Raw genomic sequence first — 20,910 nt, forward strand, 5'->3', positions numbered from 1 at the left:
TGACTCCTTAACCCTGTTGACCGCTTTCAGCGAGGCCAGCGGCCGACTTCAGCATCTTCAAAATTACCAAGGCAAATGCCCGGCTCTTGGTTTCGTTGTCCAGCACTTCCAGCGACAGCTTCTCGTGGTCGGTCATGGCATCCAGCACAGTGTCCAGCACCCGCTTGGGGAACAGGCCGTGCATCACTTGGTCCACCGAGTGATTGTTCACCTGGGCCATCACATCTTCCTGTCGGCTTATGCGCTGGGCGATGCCGGTGAGGAACTGTAGCTGGTCGTCATCGCTCACCTCGGCACCGAAGATATCGTTCAGCGCCTCGATGATTTCCGACAAGCGTTTTTTCTCTGGATCGTGGGGCTTGCCGCTGCCCACATCACTGCCAGGTTTGAGGGTGTATTCGCCGCCTTCCTCGTCCAGGCGTAGCTGGTGTTCGGCGCGCTTGCTCAAGCGGTAGTGGCTCAACTGGAGCTCTCCCACGTCTACGTCGTCCTGTTGCAGGCGGTCCACGCGCAGAAGAGGGTGCAGGTGCTTGGCGTACACGCAAAGCTGCTCCAGTTCGGCGTCCTCATAGGGAACAATCTGCGACAGAAACTCGTACAAGCGCACAAAGCTTTGCAGGTTCTTGCGGAACAGATCCAACTGATCAATCTGCTCGCCAGCCTCTTTCAGTGCGTGCTCGGCTTTTTTCAGGCCGCTGCTGTCGCCATTGGCTTCGGCGGTGCGTTTGAAGTCCAGAGCTTGCTGGCGCGACTCGACCGAGAAGGCATAACGCTTGGCAAAGCGCTCTCTGGCGGGCGTGCAGTAGTAGCTGAGCTTGCTGGCCGCCGCTTTGGGGTCGAAGAAAGCCATGGCGAACGCCTCGACCTCCTGCCAGTGATAGATCCCCTCGGCATCCAGCTTCTTCTGCAGGTCATAGATGATCTGCGGGTCGGTGACATCGGTCAGCTCGGCTTTGGTGTAGTACGGCAAGAAGGCGTCGAGAATGTCCTGCGGCTCGTTGAAGAAGTCGAGGATGAAGGTTTGTTTGCTGTCACCGAAAGTGCGGTTCAGCCGCGACAGGGTTTGCACGCAGTCCACCCCTTGCAGCTTCTTGTCCACGTACATGGCACACAGCTTGGGCTGATCGAAACCCGTCTGGTATTTGTTGGCGGCGATCATCACATTGAAGTCCTGGGTGTCGAAGGCGTCGGCCAGGTCGCGACCATTCAAGCCAGCATTAAGCAGGTGACTGTTTTCCGTTACCTCTTCAGGTATCACTTCATCGGCGAGCACACTGCCGGAAAACGCCACCAGCGGGTGCACATCCGCGTAGCCCATCTGCTGCACGTAAGCCTTTACCGCCAACTGATAACGCACCGCTTCCTGGCGGCTGCTGGTGACCACCATGGCTTTAGCTTGGCCATCCAGCAGGTGTCGGATATTGGCGCGGAAGTGCTCGACGATCACTTCAACCTTTTGACTGATGTTGTAGGGGTGCAAGCGCACCCAGCGCGCCAGCTTGATGCGTGCCTTCTTGCTGTCCACCTCGTCGTCTTCGCCATCCGGGTGGGCAATCTTCCAGGCGGTGCTGTAGGTGGTGTAGTTGCGCAGCACGTCGAGGATAAAACCCTCCTCGATAGCCTGGCGCATGGAATACAGATGAAAAGCCTCCGGCTTGTTGCTTGAGCTCGCCGGCAACGTGGGGTCGGCCGGGCGACCGAACAGTTCCAGGGTCTTGGCCTTGGGCGTGGCGGTGAAGGCGTAGTAACTGATGCGCTCATTCGGCTGGCGCGCCTGCACGGCGGCGTCCAACAACGCTTCGGCGCTGACTTCCTCGGCGTCCAACGCATCGCTGCCTAGAATCTGTTTCAGCTTGCTGGCCGACGAACCCGTTTGTGACGAATGCGCCTCGTCAGCGATGACCGCATAACGCCCGCTGGCCAGCTTCGGGTACTTGTCCAGGGCATCGAACAAGGCGGGAAACGTCTGGATGGTGACGATGATGATGCGCGTCTGCTCAGCCAGCGCCTCGGCCAGTTGTTCGGATTTGCTTTGGTTGCCGACATCCCGGCTGATCGGTTTAACCACGCCCTGGGCGTGTTCGAACTGGTAAATCGTGTTCTGCAATTGGCTGTCGAGCACGGTGCGGTCAGTGATCACGATCACAGAGTTGAACAGCCGCTGCCCGTCCGCGTTATACATTGAGGCGAGTTGATGCGCCGTCCAGGCGATGGAGTTGGATTTGCCGGAGCCCGCGCTGTGCTGGATCAGGTAGCGCTTGCCCGGCCCTTCGGCATGGGTGGTTTCGATGAGTGTGTTCACCACTTCCCACTGATGGTAGCGCGGGAAGATCATCGTCTCCCTGGTCGTCGGGGTACCGTCAAACGCTTCACGCGTTATCTTTTCCAGATGCAGAAAACGGCCTAATACCTTAAGCCAGGCATCCGGCTGCAACAGGCGCTGCCATAGGTAGCTGGTGGCGTATTGGCTGTCATCTGCAGCGATAGGGTTCCCCGCGCCGCCTTCCTCGCTGCCGAGGTTGAACGGCAGAAAGAAGGTGTCTATCCCTGCGAGTTTGGTGGTCATTGCCACTTCGTTCTGGCCAACGGCAAAGTGCACCAGGGCGCCGCGCTTGAAGGTCAGCAGCGGCTCGGGCTTGCGCGTCAGCGGGTCTTTCACCGGGCGGTCGTTACGGTACTGACGCTTGGCGTTTTCCACCGACTGCTTGAATTCGCTTTTCAGCTCCAGCGTGGCGGTGGGGATGCCGTTGACGAACAGCACCAGATCCAGCCGTGGGTTGTAGCCTGCCCCACTGTTGCCAGCCTCACGCGCGTGGGGTGAATAGGACACTTCCGGCACCACCCGCAGGCGGTTGCAGTGGTAGCGCTTCAGCGTATCCGGATTCATGCTGTGGTCGGGCTGAAAGCTGCACAGCTCCACTTTCACCGCAGGCAATTTGAAGCCGTGCCGCAACACATCCAGGGTGCCGCTCTGCTCCAGCTCGCGCACCAGCTTTTGTATCAGTATGTCTTCTGGTGCATTGGGGTTGGCCTTGGCGAACTTGTCCCAACGCTCCGGCCAGGCGTCCTTGAAGTAGCCCAGCACATCTTCGGTATACAACGCCGTGCGCCGGTCATAGCCGCTGGCCGTACCCACCAGCCAACCTTGGGCGGCCAGGGCGTCGATGATGTCCTGCTGGAATTGCGCTTCCTTGCTGTTCGCCATTACACGAGCTCTTCTTCACATTCAGGGGAGGGTGCGCTGACGGGTGGCTGCCAGCCGCGTACGTCGATTTTGCCGGTGACGGCGGCGGAGATTAGGGCGGAGCGGCGTTCTTGAAGTAAAGAAACAGTCTGGACTGCTTGCTTACTAGTTTCATCCAGTAAGCCAGCGTGCCTAGCCACGAATTGGTCAATTTTGATTTGCTCATCTGATGGCGGTAGAAGCACTGGCGTTCGCCGTAAGGCATCAAGAGTGATTTCTTTGAATGTTGCACCTTTTGCCATTAAATCGAAGTAATTTTGAGTAGTCTCGGCATTGAGGTACGCGATAAGAAAGTTTCGCGTGATGTCTTTGCCAGCCGAGATCTTCGCAGTGCCCTGCGTAAGATTGGCAACTTTCAACTCATCAGGCACCGGCAAACACTTCCCGACAGATGCGCGTATAGACATGACTATGTCTCCTGGCCGCACACGCGATCTTGCATAAGATTCATCAATGTCAGGAGATGTGAGTGGATAGCCTGAGATAGGAAGTTCTTTTCCATTCATATCGCTGGTCCGAATATATGGGATGCCACCTTCAAACTCTGGGCCGGCTTGAACTATTCCGTAGGTAATTGATGTATTAGAATCTACCACATGCTTGAGTTGTTTAACGTCCCAATGCACCGGCACCTCGCCTAACCACTCCACACCTGAGTCTTTCATCGGCACCGTGGGGTCGAGGCCTTTGGTGACGGCGTGTGAGATCACGGCCTGGCGCTTTTCCTTGAGCAGTTCGATCAGGCGCTGCTGCTCTTCGATCAGCGCGTCGATGCGGGCGGTTTCGTGGTCGAGGAAGCGGGCGATTTGGGTTTGCTCGGGTTTTGGAGGCAATGGAATACGCAGGTTTTCGATCACTGACATTCCAATATTTTGTTGTGTTCCAAAGCTCCAATTGAGAATGACGCTCTCTTGAAAGTTACGAGATCGCATTGCTTGAAGTACGTAGCGAGGAAAAGCCAGCCGAGAACACCTCACCACGGCCAATGGCGACCAAATATTGAAGTCCCGATCAGTGGAAACAAGAGCCACTACGCCAGTAGTAGCTCCGGACTTCACCATGAAAATATCGTTTCTACGCGGCTTGTATTTCTTCGAGTATCTATGATGATCAGCATGAGAAATAAATCGGGATTTTGAGAAGTTTATCTCTCCTGACGAAACAGCCTCCGCAGAAACAAACGGAATACCGTCATCGATGAACTCAGGTGTTTCATGAGGACCATCAGTGATTGGAGTTTCCACAACATGCTTCAAGGGCACGACATTCCAATGCGCTGGAACCTCCCCTAGTTCAGCTACGTTAGTGTCCTTGTAGGAGCCATAGGAAGAAAAGCTCATGCCGACAGCCCCTCAATCATCTGCTTGATGCGGTCGGTGCAAGCTTTCAGGTCGCGGTCAATATCGGCCAGCGGACGCGGCGGCTGAAACACATAAAAGTGGCGGTTAAACGGAATCTCGAAGCCAACAACGCCGACCTCGCCGTCCAGCGCATCGGTTTTGCTTTCGTCGATCCAGGCATCCGGCACATGGGGAATGACTTCGCGCTGGAAGTAGTCGTACACCGATTCGCCCAGCGGCACGTTTTCGTTGTCGCGCAGGCCGGCGTCCGCTTCCGGCTGGCCCTTGGTCATGCAGATATCCGCTTCGGGGTCGCGTTCGCTCAGGGCATTGAGCAGGGCTTTAAGCTCCGGCGCGCTGAGGTTGACGCTGTGCGAGCTGAGGGCTTTTTTCAGCAATTTGCTGAATTGCTCGCGGTTGCGGTGCAGCACACTGGAGTCCATTGTTTGCAGGGCGGCCATGAGTGGCTGCTGAGCGGCGCTGTCGAGCTTCTGGATAGCCTTTTCTTCCAGCACTTTAGCGACGCGTTCGGCGCTGGTTTGGAAGTTCAGGCGCAACGGGCGCTCGACGGTAATCCGGCGATAGCCGAAGGCGTCGATGGGGAAAATTTTGCTCTGCGCGGTGTGCTCGAAACTGCCATACAGACGCACCAGCTCGTTGATTTGATCCTCGGTGATGTACTGGCGTTTGCTGCCCAGCGACTTGCGCATTTTGGCGTAGTGCTGGCTGCCGTCGATCAACTGCACCTTGCCCTGGCGTGCGGCGGCTTTTTTGTTGCTGAGTATCCACACATAGGTGGCGATGCCGGTGTTGTAGAACATGTCCGTCGGCAACGCGACGATGGCTTCAACCAGATCGTTTTGCAGCAGGTAGCGACGAATCTCCGACTCACCCGAACCCGCGCCGCCAGTAAACAGCGGCGAGCCGTTGAGGATGATGCCGATGCGCGAGCCACCGTCGCGCGGGTCACGCATTTTGCTGACCAGGTGCAGAAGAAACAGCAGCGAACCGTCGGACACACGCGGCAGGCCGGGGCCGAAACGACCGTCAAAGCCCTTGTGGCTGTGCTCGTCGGTGATCTGCTTTTGCACCTTCTTCCATTCCACGCCGAACGGCGGGTTGCTGAGCATAAAGTCGAAACGGTGCTCGGGGGCTGTTAACTGATCGTTGGACAGGGTATTGCCGAGCTTGATGTTCTCGACCTTCTGGCCCTTTATCAGCATGTCCGCTTTGCAGATGGCATAGGATTCGGGGTTCAGCTCCTGGCCGTGCAGGGACACGCTGACCTTTTCGCTGATGGACTGGATGTATTCGTCACCCTCGGACAAAAAGCCACCCGTGCCCGCTGTTGGGTCATAGATAGTGACGATTTTGTTGGGCGCGAGTTTTTGGTCCTGTTCGGTGATCACCAACGAGGTGGTGAGGTGCACGATGTCACGCGGGGTGAAGTGTTCCCCAGCCGTTTCGTTGGAGCTTTCGGCGAACTTGCGGATCAGTTCTTCGAAGATGATGCCCATGCCGAAGTTGCTGATACGCTCAGGGCTAAGGTCGGTCGCTGCAAATCGCTGTACCACTTGGTAGAGCAGGTTGGCGTTGGCCAGTTGCTGAACGAAGTCCTCGAAGTGGAAGTTTTCGAAGATCTCCCGGGCGTCTTTGCTGAACAACTCTACATACTTGAGTAGATCGTCGACCGTTTGAGTGTCGGAGATAGTGTCGAGGGTCAGTTTTGAAGCGTTGAAAAATTGGCGCTCACCTGCCGCACGCCGCATCCACATTTCACGAATGTTGTCCGGGCGGCCTTCTTGGGCATATGACTCGCGAATGACAGCATCTTTGGTCGGCGCCAGCACACACTCCATGCGGCGTAACAGCGTGAACGGCAGGATGATGCGGCCATACTGGGATTGCTTGAAATCACCACGCAGCAGGTCGGCAATTGACCAGAGAAAGGCGGCCGTCTGGGAATGATTTTCCGTATTCACGCAACAATTCCTTGGGGTAGGCAAAAAAAGCTAAGTCTACCCTGTAGAACTGCCAACCTGTCACAGCCAATGCAGGCCGATAGGTAGTTGAGGGGCTGGTTGTGGATAACCAAGGCTCATTCACGGCTCTCCACTTGCCCTCCCAACCAGGTTCTGCGTGAGTTCGTCCGGCTTCTTGGCGCGTGGACGGATACGCCGGGCGACTTATACCTTATTCAAAGGTAATACCTTTAGATAGCGAGGGTTCGGCGATGGCCACTTCAATCAAGATCGATGACGATTTGAAAAGCCGCATTCAGCACCTGGCGGGTCTACGTCAACGTTCGGTCCACTGGATTATGCGCGAGGCAATAGCGCAGTACGTCGAGCGTGAGGAGGGTCGTGAGCGCTTCAAGCAGGAAGCCTTGGCGTCGTGGGCAGCCTATCAGGAAACGGGTCGGCATCTGACCGGCCAAGAGACTCGGGCCTGGCTCAATACCTGGGGGACGGAGGCTGAGGCGGAGCTCCCCAAGTGCCACGATTGATTATTACTGAAGGTGCTGCGCAAGGGTTGGAGCGCTGTCGTCAGTTTCTTGTCGAGAAAGGTCCGCAGCTCGCTCAACTGGAAGAAGGCCCGGAAGTGGGCCGCCCATTTCCAGAGCTGCCGGAGTTACGTGAGCTGATTATCGAATTCGGTGATTCGGGTTATGCGGCGCTCTATCGGCATGAGCGCGGGGATGATGCTGTCTATGTATTGGCCTTTCGGCATCAGAAAGAAGTCGGTTACTGAGCAAGGCCGCGTATTTTCAGCGGTTTGAGATCGGCCTGCCCAGTCTCCGGAAAGACCTAGGTAGCTTGGTTGTTGTTGATTCCTTTTGAGCGCGCGCTGTTGGTCTCGCCTTCATGACGAAGGGGTTTTTGCGCCGGTATTAAAATGCCGGTTTGTTACCGAGAGCCATTTCGTCGATTTGCTTTTATTGGTATCGGGTTGAGGTCATGTAACTCGATTGAATGCTTGGGCAGGATGCCTGAGCGGGTTGCACCGCACGCTCGTCAAAAAACACGAATAACCCATGTGATGCCGGGCGATACGCCCATTGCAAAGCGCGGCGTTTGATTGCGTTTTCTGCTGGCAAGCAGCCGATCACATCCACATGGCAGATCCTACGGGCCGAGGGTAGACTCCGGTTCCGTGTTGACACGTCAAATTGAGCAATACCCGTCAGATGCTCTTTGAACCGCATTACGGCATAGGCACTCTTTAGCGTTCATTTGTGATAGGGGTTGTCTCCCCGGGTTGCTCATTGGCTTGAAACAGATGGTTATCTGTGACCGCCTTCCCTACCTACAATTCTGGCTTCCCGGGTCCCACTGATTATGTCGAGTCTTGCATCTGAAGCAGCGCCGATTGCTTCTCGGCAATCGAGGAATGTTGTATTTGCGATTGTTATCGGCAATGGTTTGGTGGTCTACGACTTCACCGTCTACAGCTTTTCTGCCGTGATCATCGGTAAATTATTTTTTCCGTCGGATAATCCGATTTCTTCTCTACTGATGTCGTTGCTGGCGTTCGGTATCGGTTTCACCATGCGTCCGCTGGGGGCGCTAGTGATCGGTCATCTTGCCGACCGTAAAGGGCGCAAAGCTGGGCTTAACGTTTCCAATTTTTTGATGGCGACGGGAGTCGCGTTGATTGCCTTCATGCCGACTTATGAGTCCATTGGCGTCACCGCTACGCTGCTTATTGTTATCGCGCGTTTGCTGCAGGGTTTCGCCGTCGGTGGAGAGATCGGGGTGGCTTCCACCGCTTTGATGGAGTTGGCGCCGAACGGGAGGCGTTGTTATCTGGTCAGTTGGCGCTCGGCGAGTCAGGCTGCGGCTGCTTTGGCGGGGGCTTTGATAGGTGCTGCGACGACGTCGTTCCTGACACCTGAGCAGCTACTGGCTTGGGGCTGGCGCATCCCTTTCATTCTTGGGTTGCTGATCGCTCCGGTGAGTTGGGTTATTCGGCGCAATATGATCGAGACCGTTCAACCTGTTAAGCAGCGGCCCTTATTGACCACCTTTCTGAAAGCGTATCGTTCCCCACTGTTCTTCGGGATTTTGCTGGTGGCGACCCCGACGGCAAGCATTTATTTAATGGTGCTTTACATGCCGACCTATCTGGTCCGCACGCTGGGGATGTCGCCGACTATCAGCCTACTTTCGGCGTGCCTGTCGAGCGTCATGTTATTTATCGCGGTTCCCTTGTTTGGTCGTATCGCAGATCGCTACCGTCGAAGAAAGCCTATTCAGTATGTGACGATGCTTGCCAGCATCCTGTTGGTGTACCCGGTGTTTCACGTCTTGACCCACGGTGTGAGCGAGTGGGTATCCTTGCTGTTGATCGCCGGCTACTCGGTTGTGGCATTGGGCAGCAATAGTGTGACTACTGTAATGGTCATGGAGTCATTTCCCAGGCATCACCGTGCTATGGGAATGTCGATTGTTTACAGTTTCGGCGTTACGCTTTTTGGCGCGTTCAGTCCATTCCTTGTGACGTTACTGATTGACGCGACTCATAACCCGATGGCACCGGTAGGGTATTTGTTGGGGGCAATGCTGATCAGCTTGTTTGCATTGGTAAAATTTCCCTCGGGTGCATAACAGTAGTCAGTACCTGGGGTTCTAAAACGTTGCGTCATCCCTGCGCGTTCATTTTTTGCATTACCATAAAGCGATGATCCTGAGGGGGCATTCCATAATGGCGACGGAACGCCCGGGTAAAGTCCGAAGCGCTGTTAAATCCCAGGCTGTAAGCGATTTCTATAATCTGCCGGTCGGGGTAACGAACGAGTTCATCGGCGGCTTCACGCAAACGGCGGTTGATGATGTAACGACCCAGTCCTCCTTCATTTTGAAAAAGGCGGTATACCGTTGCGCGGGGCAGTTGTAATGCCGCCAGCACACTTTCCGGTGTTAACCAGGGCTGGTACAAGTTCTCTTTTACATAGCGTCTGGCCTTGTCAAACACGGCGCTGCGTGCCGCAGCGCGGACGTTGCCACTGAGTTTGGCTTGTTTGGCAAACGCCCCGAGCATCAACTGAATGCCTACATCGAATGCCTGGACAGCTTCGTTTTCAGTCATGCCCGGAAGACTTTTTGACAATGCAGCGACGTGTTCGATCATCAAGTGGGTAAGGGGTGTTTTACTCTCGAAGACACGCCCGTGGATGGAATCCGCATGGGGCAGCACCTGTTCAACGACCGGGCGGGGTACAAAAAAAGTGAGCACTCGGCACCGGCTCCGAAGCATGCGTATCGGCTGGTTCAGGTCCAGAACCATGATACTTGCCGACGCAGGGCTCCGACGTTCAAGGCCGGCACCCTCGATGCTCTCGATACCCCCCTCGGTGTATACCTGAAAAACATAGTCACGGTTGTTGTCCGTGGAGATGCGTGCGACCGAGCGATCAAGCAATAACCTATCGCTGGAACAATCGGTAAATGTTCGATTGCCCAGTTTGTAACGGTCGATGGATGCGTTGAACGGCAGGTTCGCAGCACTTGATGATGGAAGGACATCGATGACGTGGCCTACACGGCAACGCCATGCCAGTAATTGACTGGCGGCCGGCTCGTTGGTGACATCGAAATGATCGTGGTTCTGCGTTGCGCCCAAACAGCGCACCTCTGGAACGGGCGTTGGACTCTTCATGATTTCATTGCTGACCCAACGATCGGTTGTTATCAATAACTGCCCGTTGTTTGTGAGGGGTGGCGAGTTGATGGTCGGCGCAAGGGATTATTAATCACCCTGTTGTGTTCGCATGCTCGGGTTTTGCCAATCTACGGGTAATTCGTTGTCATTGTCTACCGCGTCCGGTTTTCGATACCTCAATTTCTGAAAAAAGTTCAAAAACTGCAACGCAGAGTCAAGCGCTGCAGCGGCCATCTGATAACTTTCTTCCTGCTCCGGACCCCATATCGCGCTCTGGCCAAGGGGCTTTGCCTGTAGCTGCACTCAAAGAGAGCGCGAACGTAATACCGTTTGATAATCCCTGGGGCGAGTGTTTGGCGACAGATGTGCTGCTTTGAAAGAGGTGTCGCTGTAAATCACCTTAAAAGCCCCGATCCAGTGTTAATGCCATGTTTTTTCATGAAAAAACTGGCTTGAGTCAGGCGGCAAGTCACGTTCACCTGTTTTCAGTATCCGGGCATCGGCAGCGAGTTTGTCACGCACGTAACGATGCATCGAGCGGTTTGTGATTTAGCAGGAATAATGAATGAGCTGTCTCGATCAGGAGCTGGGTGCGTTTGCGATCAGTGTTGCCAACCCCGCTGGTGCGAATCCTCGGGAGGGCGCTGCTTTCTCGCTTGCGCAAATCGAAGTTGAAAAGCTGACCAATATTCACGCCGACTCCGGGGTTGATTGGCACAAAGTCGCCGACTCCTGTGCCCGAGTGCTTCGCGATGAGGGCAAGGATATCAACGCCGCGGTCTGGCTTGTGTGTGCCTGGACCACGATCAAAGGCCTGCCGGGCCTGGCCACCGGTGTGCATGTCTTGCGCGAAATGCTTGAGCTGTATTGGGACACGTTGACCCCGCCACCTGCGCGGTTGCGGGCCCGACGCAATCAGGCCGAATGGATGCTTGAATGGCTTACGGTCAAGGTTGAAGAAAGTTTCGAAGCCGTGCCGGGAGAGCAACTGGCAGCCTTGCTTGATGACTGGGATGCCATAGACGCCCTTTGGCGTGATCGGGACGCGGAAGGGCCGGGGTTTTTTGCGTTGCGTCGTCGCCTTTCACAGCTCCCGGTGCAAGCCGCCATTGCGCCGATGGTCACGCCGCCCGATGAGGTGCCTGCGCAGTCCGGGGCAGGGAACGTTGCCCCGGCGACGGTCTCACAACCTCAGCCGGCGCCCGTCAAGGCGCTGCCAACCATTGCTCTTGCTCAGCCATTGGGCAGCCTGGAAAGTGATGAGGCCATCGAAACTGCAGTCAGTGGCGTGTTTTCCTCTCTGATACCGCTGATTGGATTTTGCCTGGAGTCCCGGACCACCTTGCCGTTGCTGTTTCGCCTGAATCGCCAGCTGGCCTGGACGACGTTGGATCAGGCGCCGCCATCGCAAGGGAATACCACGCGTCTGCCCGGGCCTTCCGAGGCTGAATTCGAAACCTTCAACCGTTTACAGAGTGCCGGTGAGGCACTGGATGTCGTGCGCTTTTGTGAAGGCCGACTCAACTCCTATCCATTCTGGCTGGATCTTAATCGAGCCAGTCACTCGGCACTTTCTCGCCTCGGAGCCGTAGCGTTGGCCGGTGCCACGAGCGTGGCCCAGGAGACGCGGCATTTCCTGGCTCGAATTCCAGCGTTGGCCGAACTGACGTTCGCCGACGGTCAGCCCTTTGCCGACGGTGCGACGCGCAGTTGGCTTGAAGGGTTGGAGCCGGCAACCCGTTCCGGTGCCGCAGATGCCTTACAAACGCTGATTGATGAAGCGGCGCAAGACGCTGCCGATGGTCGGTTGAGCGACGCAATGAATCGTCTGCAGGGCGGCCTGCGTGAGGTCAGCGGGGGCCGTGACCGGTTCCGCCTGCGCTGCGCTCAATGCCTTTTGCTGCAACGTTTTGATCCTCGCGCCCCGCTGCAAGTGGCGGTTGACGTGTTGCTGCAAGAAGCGAAAGAGCAGGGGTTGGATCGATGGGAGCCAGATCTGGTGCGACCGTTGTTGGAACTGGCCCTGAGCCAGGAAGACGGCAGCTCCAAAGCGTTATGGGCGCAGCAATTGGCCGCAATGGATCTTCCTGCTTTCTGGCGTCTGGCCAGTCCACAGGCAAGTTGAGTCAGTGGCAGGCACTACGTGACAGACGTGTGCATATCCATGCCATGAGGTTTTTAACGGCAGCGTTGAGCGTGCCCGGTCAACAGGAGTGAGAGTTAATGGCTAGTGAAGGTTCAGTCGCGCCCAAAGAGCGCGTCAATATTGTTTATAGCTCCGACACCGGAGGTGCTCAGGAGCAGGTTGAGCTGCCGCTGAAGCAACTGGTCATCGGCGACTTCACCTTGCGTGACGACGATACGCCCGTGGAAGACCTCAAGCCGATCCGCGTCGATAAAGACAACTTCACCGATGTGCTCAAGGGCCAGAACCTGAGCCTGCAACTGGCGGTGCCCAATCGCTTATCGGAAAACGCTCCGGAGGACGAGCAGATTCCGGTATCGCTCACTTTCCAGTCCATCCGCGACTTCGAGCCTGACGCCATCGTTGCTCAGGTTCCCGAGTTGCAGCAGCTCATTGCCCTGCGTGACTCGCTCAAGGCCTTGAAAGGCCCCATGGGCAACCTGCCGGAATTTCGCAAGCAACTTCAGGCACTGATGAACGATGACGGTGCCCGCGAGCGCTTGCTCTCGGAACTTGGCGTAAAGGACAAGGAATAACCCATGAGCGAAGAGAAAAGTCAGGTTGCCAGCAGTACCGGGCAAACCGTTGAGTCTGTGTCCTTGCTGGATCAGTTGGTAGAAGCGGCTCGTGTCAAGCCCGGCGATGAAGCCTACGCCGTGACCCGTCAAGGGCTCGAAGCCTTCGTCACCGAACTGCTCGAACCTGCTCGCCAGACCGAGAAAGTCAGTGCTGGCCTGATTGACGACATGATTGCCACTTTGGACGCCAAGCTTTGTCGTCAGGTGGACGCCATCATTCACAACGAGCGATTCCAAAAGCTTGAGTCTTCATGGCGCTCGCTGAAATTCCTCATCGACCGTACCGATTTCCGCGAAAACAACAAGCTGGAGATTCTCAGCGTTTCCAAGGAAAAGTTGCTCGAAGATTTTGAAGACGCGCCGGAAATTACCCGCTCGGGTCTGTACAAGGCGGTTTACACCGCTGAGTTCGGCCAGTTTGGTGGTCAGCCGTTCGGTTCGATCATCGGTAACTACGAGTTCAATCCAGGCGCTCAGGATATGAAGTTGCTGCAGTCAGTCGCAGCCATTTCGGCCATGTCCCACACGCCCTTTATTGCATCGGCAGGCCCGCAGTTTTTTGGCATCGACAGCTTCGCCGATCTGCCTAATCTCAAAGACCTGCAAGCGGTCTTTGAAGGTCCGCAGTTCACTAAATGGAATGCATTCCGCGAAAGCGACGATGCTCGTTTTGTGGGCTTGACCTTGCCGCACTTCCTGTTGCGCACGCCCTATGGCGAAGACACGATCCCGGCAAAAACCTTCCGCTACAACGAGAACGTCGGTGGCGGGAACAAGGACTTTCTCTGGGGTAACGCTGCATTCGCTTTTGCCAGCCGCTTGTCCGACAGCTTTGCCCAGTACCGCTGGTGCGCCAACGTCATCGGCCCTCAGGGGGGTGGCACGGTCGGTGATTTGCCGGTGTACAACTATGAGGCCATGGGTGAAACCCAGACCAAGATCCCGACCGAAGTGCTCATTTCCGAGCGCCGCGAATTCGAACTGGCCGAGCAGGGCTTCATCGCGCTGACGATGCGCAAGAACACCGATAACGCGGCGTTTTTCTCTGCCAACTCTTGCCAGAAGCCCAAGTACTTCGGCAACGACAAGGAAGGCAAAGAGGCTGAGCTCAACTACAAGCTCGGCACTCAGTTGCCTTACATCTTTGTGGTCAGTCGCCTGGCGCACTACATCAAGGTTATTCAGCGCGAAAACATCGGCACCTGGAAAGAGCGTGGAGATCTGGAGTCGGAACTCAACACCTGGATTCGTCAGTACGTGGCCGACATGGACAACCCGGCAGCGGGGGTGCGCAGTCGCCGCCCATTGCGCCAGGCCGACATTACCGTCAGCGACGTTGAAGGGGATCCAGGCTGGTACCGCGTGGGTTTGAAAGTGCGCCCGCATTTCAAATACATGGGCGCCTCTTTCACGCTGTCGCTGGTAGGCAAGCTCGACAAGAACTGATGGGCAGTACCTGAAAACCAACTGATAAACCCGGAGTACCCGTTATGCCAATGCCATGCTACTTGAGTATCGAAGGCCAGAACCAAGGCAAGATCGAAGGTTCATGCAGTGTTACCGGCCACGTAGGGATGATCCTCGTTCAAGCCGTTGAACACCTGATCGATATTCCGAAGAACCCCCAGACAGGTTTGCCCGCTGGTAAGCGTGTCCATCAGGGCATGACGCTGACCAAGGAGATCGACAAGGCTTCACCGAAACTGCTGCAAGCCTTGACGTCCGGTGAACAGCTCAAGTCCGTCGTCCTTGAGTTCTATCGCATCTCGCCTAAAGGCACGGAAGAAAAGTACTACACCATCACCCTGAGCAACGCAGTGCTCGTCTCGGCCCGCACTTGGGTGCCGAACGTGTTGAGCCCCGAGTTCAAGCAGATGGGCCACATGGAAGATATTGGCATCACTTACGAAAAAATTGTCTGGACCTGGGTGCCGGACGGCATCGAAGCCGAAGACTCGTGGTTGGCGCCCAAAGCGTAAACAGGGTTCAAGCAGTTAAACGCCGCCCTGGTTCAGGGGGGCGTTCTTTCAATTTCAGAAGGTACACGGCGTTGAGAGAAAAACGATTGCTGGAGCGCATCACAGGCCTGCAGGCCGAGACCGGCCGTACGCACCTGACACAGGCAGAGGTACTGACCCGGTCAATTGTCCAGCATTTGCAACGCATCTTGAACACCCGGCGCGGCAGTGTGCCCATCGACGCCGAGTTTGGCGTACCCGATTTCACCAATCTGGCCGGTTCGTTCGCGACCGGCGAGACCACGCAAATAATCGAGAACATGACGCGAATGATCGCCCGCTATGAGCCTCGGTTGAAGTCGCCACGCATTCTGGTCGCCGAAGGTGCGCAGGAAGTGTTGTCGCTGAGCTTCAGCCTCGAAGGCCTTGTCGCGATTGATGATCGTGACATCCCCATCCACTTGGCAACGCGCGTGTCCTCGGACGGTCGTGTCTCCCTGGCGATGCACTAAGTCATGCTCAATAACCATTATCAGAGCGAACTCAATCAACTGCGGCGTCTGGCCGATGAGTTCGCCCGCAGCAACCCGGCTCTGGCGCCGTTGCTGGGTGTGGACTCGGCCAACGATCCGGATGTCGAGCGTTTGCTCGAAGGTGTGGCCTTTCTCACCGGGATGGTTCGCCAACGGCTGGATGATGAGTTCCCCGAGTTCATCCAGGAACTGGCGCAGTTGCTCTATCCACATTATCTGCAGCCATTGCCATGCCTGACACTCCTGCAATTCCAGCCTCGCGGGTCGCTGCAAGAGGTTTCTCACATCGATGCCGGATGCGAGGTGGCCTCGGTGCCTGTGGATGGTCAGCGGGTGCGCTTTCGCAGCACGGCGGCGGTAGCCCTCGAACCGCTGCAACTGATCAATACCCGTTGGGATGGCGACGCAGGAGAAGAGCGTAGTCTGGTCCTGGATTTTGCCTTTACCACGGCCGATCCTGGGGCCTGGCAAGCGGACACCCTGCGTTTTTATCTCGGCGATGGTCTGGCCGACGGCTCCAAATTGTTGCGTCTGTTGCAGCTCAACCTGCGCGAGATCCGCATCAGTGCGCAGGGACAACCCATGACGTTGCTGCCCGCCAGGCATTTGCGTGGCGTGGGCTTCGATGCGAGCAATACCTTGCTGCCTTTTCCCGACACCGCACACCCTGTCTATCGTTGCCTGCAGGAGTATTTTGCCCTGCCCGAGAAGTTTCTCTTTGTCGAACTTTCCGGGTTCAAGCAGTGGCGGGGCAGGGGCAAGGACGGTCAGTTCAGCGTGCGCCTGATGTTCGAGAGCTTGCCGGACTGGACGCCTGGCTTGTCGGCCAACAGTTTCATGCTGGGGGTAACTCCGGCGATCAACCTGTTCTCCCAGGAAGCACACCCGTTACGTATCGATCACAAGCAAGTCGACTACCGCATCCAGCCTGCGGATCATGGCCAGCGCATGAGTATGCGGATTCACTCGGTTGTTAAAATCAGCGCTTACTCAGCCACTGAGGGCGAACGGCAACTGGAGTCGTTCAATACGTTCTCACAGCGCGATACCTACAACTTACGCATCCGACAGTCGACTATCGATGCTCACGGATATGACCATTATCTGAGCCTGCCCTACAGCGAAAGCAAAGTGCCGGACGAGATGACCCTGTCCATCAGTTTGCTTTGCACGAATGGCAAGTTGCCGGAAAGCCTGCGCCTGGGTGATTTGAACCAGCCTTGTGACAACACTCCACCCCGGGTTGAGTTCAAGAGTATTCGCGGCATTACCCCATGCCAGCCTCCCAAGTTCGACGAAAAACTGCTGTGGCGCATGCTCTCGCAACTCAATGCCAATCACTTCCGTCTGGCTGATCGGGACTACTTGCAAGGCTTGCTTTCGCTCTATCTGCCCAGCGTCGGCGAGGGCAGCCAGGACGCCAATCAGCGCCGAATCGATGCTATCGAAAAAGTCACAGTCAGCCACGAGCGGCGCTTCATTCGTGGGCTGCCGATTGAAGGCAGCGTGGTTCGGGTCGAGTGTCGGGGCGACCACTTTCTGAGCCCCGGCAATTTCTACATGTTCGGTTGCGTGCTCGAAGAGTTTTTTGCCAGTTGTACAGCTATCAACAGCTTTACCGCTTTCACGCTGTTCGACAGCGTCCACCAAGAGACCTTGCAATGGCCAGCGAAGATCGGGCACCAACGCCTGCTGTGATCGACCCGCTGCTTGATGACGGCGGCGATTTTGGGTTTTTCCAGGCCTTGCGCCTACTGCGGCTGCGTTTTGAGAGTGAAAAAGACTTCGTCGAGAACGTGAGGGTCCGGCCACGCCTTGGCCTTGGATTTCCTCAGCGCGATATCGAACGGATCGACAAAGGCGCAGATGGCCGTTATCGGATAGAAGCTAATTTTTTTGGCCTGTATGGCGTTACCTCGCCACTGCCAACCTTTTACACCGAAGACTTGATTGACGAGCAACTACAGGGGCACTCGGCTGGACGGGACTTTCTCGACATCCTGCACGCCTCGCTTTATCCGCTGCTGTTTCGCGCCTGGGAAAAGCATCGGATCTGGATCGACATCATTGAGCGACGTGACGTCAAGAGTCTGCGCCAGCTACAGGCATTGATCGGCATTGCCGATGCGCGTCCCGAGCAGCGGGATCAGTCCGTAGACCTGCTGCGCTATGCCGGCCTGTTCAATCAGTACCCGCGCTCGGCGCTCGGTCTCCAGCAACTGGTCAAGGCCGTGCTCAAGGATGTGCAGGTGGAAGTGGTGCCCTGTGTCGAAACACGCCTGCGGATTGACCGTCAGGCACGTACCTATCTGGGAGCGCAATGCGGCGTGTTGGGTGAAAACAGCCTGCTCGGCCGAGAAGTGATGGACCGCAGCGGCTCACTCGACATTCGCGTGGACTCGTTGCGTGCCGAATGTTTCCACAGCCTGTTGCCGGGGCAGATGCTTTATCAAAAGCTCGAGCGATTGGTTGCGTTGTACCTCCAGACACCGCTGCGCAGCCGTCTGGTCATGCGTCTTGCGGCAGACGAGCAACAGTGCGCCTCTCTGGGCGAGGGCTGGCAGCGGCTAGGCCTTGATACCTGGCTCGGCGACGGCGACACACAGGACGACGTTGTTTTCATGCTGACTGCCGAACACGGACCAATGCTCGAAGAGAGGGCTCGATAGATGATTCAGGTAGAACTCAAACCGCTGTTCGCACGGCTCAATGTCTACGCTACCCGAGCGTTGGAAAACGCAGCGGGCGTTACGTTGGCCCGTACTCACTACGAGATTTCCCTGGAGCACCTGTTGCGCCAGTTGCTGGAAGATCCGACTGCTGATGTGACACGTATCCTCAGCCGTTTCGAAATTGATCCGATGCGTCTTCGCGCGCTGCTTGACGAGGGGCTGGCCCAACTCAAGAACGGCAATCCGGGCCGACCGGTGTTCGCCAGCCTGCTCACCGAGTGGATTCAGGATGCCTGGCTGATTGCCTCATTGGTCGTGGACACCGGTCGCATTCGTGGCGGCTCGTTGTTACTGGCGCTGGTTTCCCGTCTGGGCTACTACACGGCGGGCACCCGTTACGGCGAAATGCTCAAACCCCTTTCCACTGATGCCTTGACTGCTGAGTTTGCTCACTTATTGATGGGCTCCAGTGAAGGTCCGCTGGACAGCTTGCAGGTTGGCGAAGCGCGCTCGACTGTCGCCGGCGCTGGCGGTATTGCACCAGCTGCCGAAGATAACATCGCCCGGTTTTGCGAGGACCTTACAGCCAAGGCTGCAGCGGGACGTATCGACCCGATTTTCGGTCGCGACGATGAAATTCGTCAGATGATCGACATCCTCGCCCGACGTCGTAAAAACAACCCCATCGCCGTGGGTGAACCCGGTGTGGGCAAGTCCGCCGTGGTGGAAGGTCTGGCGTTATTGATCAGCCAGAACGAAGTGCCAGACTTCCTGAAAAATACTCGTCTGCTGAGCCTTGATCTGGGTGCGCTGGAAGCAGGTGCCAGCGTCAAGGGCGAGTTTGAAAACCGCTTGCGTGGCGTTATCGAAGAGATCAAGGCTTCTACCACGCCGGTGATCCTGTTTATCGACGAAGCCCATATGTTGATCGGCGCTGGCGGCGCGGCGGGTGGTTCTGACGCCGCCAACCTGCTCAAACCGGCCCTGGCCCGTGGTGAGCTGCGCACCATCGCTGCCACCACTTGGTCAGAATACAAAAAGTACTTTGAAAAAGACCCTGCCCTGGCGCGTCGTTTTCAATTGGTCAAACTGGACGAGCCGAGCGTCAAGACTGCCGTGCTGATCTTGCGCGGTCTCAAGGGCCACTACGAGAAAGTCCACGGCGTCAGCGTGCGTGATGACGCCATCGTCGCCGCTGCCGAGTTGTCTGATCGCTATATCACCGGGCGCCTGCTGCCGGACAAGGCCGTGGACTTGCTCGACACCGCCAGCGCTCGGGTGCGGATCGGCCTGGGTATCAAACCGGCGGAACTGGAGCGCATGGAGCGGCGGTTGTCCGGTCTGGACCGTGAGTTGACGGCCCTTGAGCGCGACCGTGCCAACGGTTTTCCCGTTGAAGATCAGCGTCTTGTCGATATTGCCGACGAGCAGGCAGCCATTGAAGACAGCCGTATAACGTTGGAAAGCCGTTGGCTTGCCGAGCGCGATGCAGCGGTTCGCGTCCTCGATGCCCGCCGGCAACTGGCCTTGAAAGACGAGGATCTGCCGACACCGGCCGAAGGTGAAGCGGCTCAGGTACTGGCCTCCCTGGAGGCGCGTCAGGCGGAGCTGGAGCAGGCTCGCGAAGCCTTGGCCGCGCTGCAAGGCGGTGAGCCGTTGCTGTTCACTGAAGTCAACCCGGATGCCATCGCCAAGGTCGTCTCCGACTGGACCGGTGTGCCGCTGGGTAAAGTCTTGCGTGATGCGGCAGGTGGCGTGCTGGCCCTGGCCGCCAACATCAAAACGCGCATTCGCGGTCAGGACACGGCAGTCGAGCAGATCGCAGAAATCCTCAAGGCCGCTCAATCCGGCCTGCGCGATCCGCAACAGCCTTTGGGCGTGTTCCTGCTGGTCGGCCCGTCGGGTGTCGGCAAGACCGAAACCGCCTTGGCCGTGGCCGAACACTTGTTCGGCGGTGAGCAGGCAATGATCTCGGTGAATATGAGCGAGTATCAGGAGAAGCACACGGTCAGCCGTCTGGTGGGTTCGCCTGCCGGTTATGTCGGTTTCGGCGAAGGTGGCATGTTGACCGAGGCGGTGCGCAAGCGTCCTTATTCGGTGGTGCTGCTCGATGAAGTGGAGAAAGCCCACCTGGACGTGGTGAACATTTTCTATCAGGTGTTCGACAAGGGCAGCCTGTCTGACGGAGAAGGACGGCAGATCGACTTTTCCAACACCGTGGTGCTGCTGACCAGCAATCTGGCCACCGATGAAATCCAGAGCCTGTGTGTGGGCGGGCGTCCCGATCCGGACACCCTGGCGGAAAAAATCCGCCCGATCCTGTCCCGCCATTTCAAGCCTGCGCTGCTGGCGCGCATGACCATCGTGCCGTTCTTCACGCTGGGCAGCGAGCAACTGGCAGGCATCGTGCGCCTCAAGCTGAGTCGGCTCAGCGAACGCCTGCTGGCCTCGTCGAAAGTACGCCTGACGTTTTCGGATGAGGTCGCCGACGCTATCGCCGCACGTTGCACAGAAGTGGAGAGCGGCGCCAGGAACATCGACTTCATTCTGCGCAAGAGCCTGATGCCACGCTTGTCTGACGTGTTGCTCGGGGCGATTGCCGATCAGCGTCCGTTGGCCGGGCTGCATGTGGCGGCGAGTGCGAGCGGTGAGTGGCTCATTACCGCGGCAGAAGTCGATGCGATCAGGTCTTTCCCCGAAGGTGAAGCGCCGTCTGAAGCCCGAGAGTGATCGCTCGAT

Annotated in this window: 15 protein-coding genes; 11 read left to right on the plus strand and 4 right to left on the minus strand. The window is 56.9% G+C overall.

Going from position 1 to position 20,910, the window contains the following annotated elements; translation table 11 throughout:
* Positions 1–7 precede the first annotated feature (7 nt).
* The 3 genes from ACP7B0_RS21320 to ACP7B0_RS21330 are packed head-to-tail and all read right to left on the minus strand — an operon-like array spanning position 8 to position 6,566.
* Entirely contained in the window at positions 8–3,205 is a 3,198-nt protein-coding gene (locus tag ACP7B0_RS21320; protein ID WP_426143639.1) for a type I restriction endonuclease subunit R, read from the minus strand.
* Complete coding sequence (locus ACP7B0_RS21325; RefSeq protein WP_426143641.1) at positions 3,205–4,584, minus strand: restriction endonuclease subunit S; 1,380 nt, start codon at positions 4,582–4,584, stop codon at positions 3,205–3,207. Before ACP7B0_RS21325 ends, ACP7B0_RS21320 begins: the two co-directional genes overlap by 1 nt.
* A complete protein-coding gene (locus ACP7B0_RS21330) occupies positions 4,581–6,566 on the minus strand; it encodes a type I restriction-modification system subunit M (RefSeq protein WP_426143642.1) in 1,986 nt (661 codons plus the stop codon). Before ACP7B0_RS21330 ends, ACP7B0_RS21325 begins: the two co-directional genes overlap by 4 nt.
* A 251-nt stretch (positions 6,567–6,817) precedes the next feature.
* Here ACP7B0_RS21330 and ACP7B0_RS21335 point away from each other — a divergent pair, with 251 nt between their 5' ends.
* From ACP7B0_RS21335 to ACP7B0_RS21345, 3 genes are all read left to right on the plus strand, one after another.
* Positions 6,818–7,090 (plus strand): CopG family ribbon-helix-helix protein, encoded by a 273-nt coding sequence (locus ACP7B0_RS21335; protein ID WP_426143643.1) that lies wholly within the window; start codon positions 6,818–6,820, stop codon positions 7,088–7,090.
* Positions 7,078–7,335: a type II toxin-antitoxin system RelE/ParE family toxin gene (locus ACP7B0_RS21340; RefSeq protein WP_426143644.1), complete on the plus strand. Its 258-nt coding sequence runs from the start codon at positions 7,078–7,080 to the stop codon at positions 7,333–7,335. The genes ACP7B0_RS21335 and ACP7B0_RS21340 overlap by 13 nt, the downstream gene beginning before the upstream one ends.
* Before the next feature lie 587 nt (positions 7,336–7,922).
* Positions 7,923–9,191: an MFS transporter gene (locus ACP7B0_RS21345; protein ID WP_426143646.1), complete on the plus strand. Its 1,269-nt coding sequence runs from the start codon at positions 7,923–7,925 to the stop codon at positions 9,189–9,191.
* Between the two features lie 34 nt (positions 9,192–9,225).
* Here the strand turns inward: ACP7B0_RS21345 and ACP7B0_RS21350 are convergent, their stop codons facing one another.
* Positions 9,226–10,242, minus strand: a complete 1,017-nt coding sequence (locus tag ACP7B0_RS21350; RefSeq protein WP_426143647.1) for a helix-turn-helix domain-containing protein — start codon at positions 10,240–10,242, stop codon at positions 9,226–9,228.
* Positions 10,243–10,810: 568 nt separating this feature from the next.
* Between ACP7B0_RS21350 and tssA the strand changes: the two genes are divergently transcribed.
* From tssA to tssH, 8 genes are all read left to right on the plus strand, one after another.
* Positions 10,811–12,370: a type VI secretion system protein TssA gene (gene tssA / locus ACP7B0_RS21355; protein WP_426143648.1), complete on the plus strand. Its 1,560-nt coding sequence runs from the start codon at positions 10,811–10,813 to the stop codon at positions 12,368–12,370.
* Positions 12,371–12,468: 98 nt separating this feature from the next.
* The gene (gene tssB / locus ACP7B0_RS21360) at positions 12,469–12,966 is read left to right on the plus strand and encodes a type VI secretion system contractile sheath small subunit (protein ID WP_331189643.1); all 498 of its coding nucleotides are present in this window, start codon (positions 12,469–12,471) and stop codon (positions 12,964–12,966) included.
* Between the two features lie 3 nt (positions 12,967–12,969).
* Complete coding sequence (tssC, locus tag ACP7B0_RS21365; RefSeq protein ID WP_426143649.1) at positions 12,970–14,454, plus strand: type VI secretion system contractile sheath large subunit; 1,485 nt, start codon at positions 12,970–12,972, stop codon at positions 14,452–14,454.
* A gap of 44 nt (positions 14,455–14,498) precedes the next feature.
* The gene (locus ACP7B0_RS21370; RefSeq protein WP_426143650.1) at positions 14,499–14,987 is read left to right on the plus strand and encodes an Hcp family type VI secretion system effector; all 489 of its coding nucleotides are present in this window, start codon (positions 14,499–14,501) and stop codon (positions 14,985–14,987) included.
* A 71-nt stretch (positions 14,988–15,058) separates the two neighbouring features.
* Positions 15,059–15,478 carry a type VI secretion system baseplate subunit TssE gene (gene tssE / locus ACP7B0_RS21375; protein WP_426143651.1) on the plus strand — a complete coding sequence of 140 codons (420 nt, stop codon included), beginning with the start codon at positions 15,059–15,061 and terminating at the stop codon, positions 15,476–15,478.
* Positions 15,479–15,481: 3 nt separating this feature from the next.
* Positions 15,482–17,197 (plus strand): type VI secretion system baseplate subunit TssF, encoded by a 1,716-nt coding sequence (tssF, locus tag ACP7B0_RS21380; protein WP_426143652.1) that lies wholly within the window; start codon positions 15,482–15,484, stop codon positions 17,195–17,197.
* A complete protein-coding gene (tssG, locus tag ACP7B0_RS21385) occupies positions 17,161–18,168 on the plus strand; it encodes a type VI secretion system baseplate subunit TssG (protein ID WP_426143653.1) in 1,008 nt (335 codons plus the stop codon). Before tssF ends, tssG begins: the two co-directional genes overlap by 37 nt.
* The gene (gene tssH / locus ACP7B0_RS21390) at positions 18,169–20,901 is read left to right on the plus strand and encodes a type VI secretion system ATPase TssH (protein WP_426143655.1); all 2,733 of its coding nucleotides are present in this window, start codon (positions 18,169–18,171) and stop codon (positions 20,899–20,901) included.
* Positions 20,902–20,910 lie beyond the last annotated feature (9 nt).

This window comes from Pseudomonas sp. DWP3-1-2 (genome assembly GCF_049896285.1).
GTDB lineage: Bacteria > Pseudomonadota > Gammaproteobacteria > Pseudomonadales > Pseudomonadaceae > Aquipseudomonas.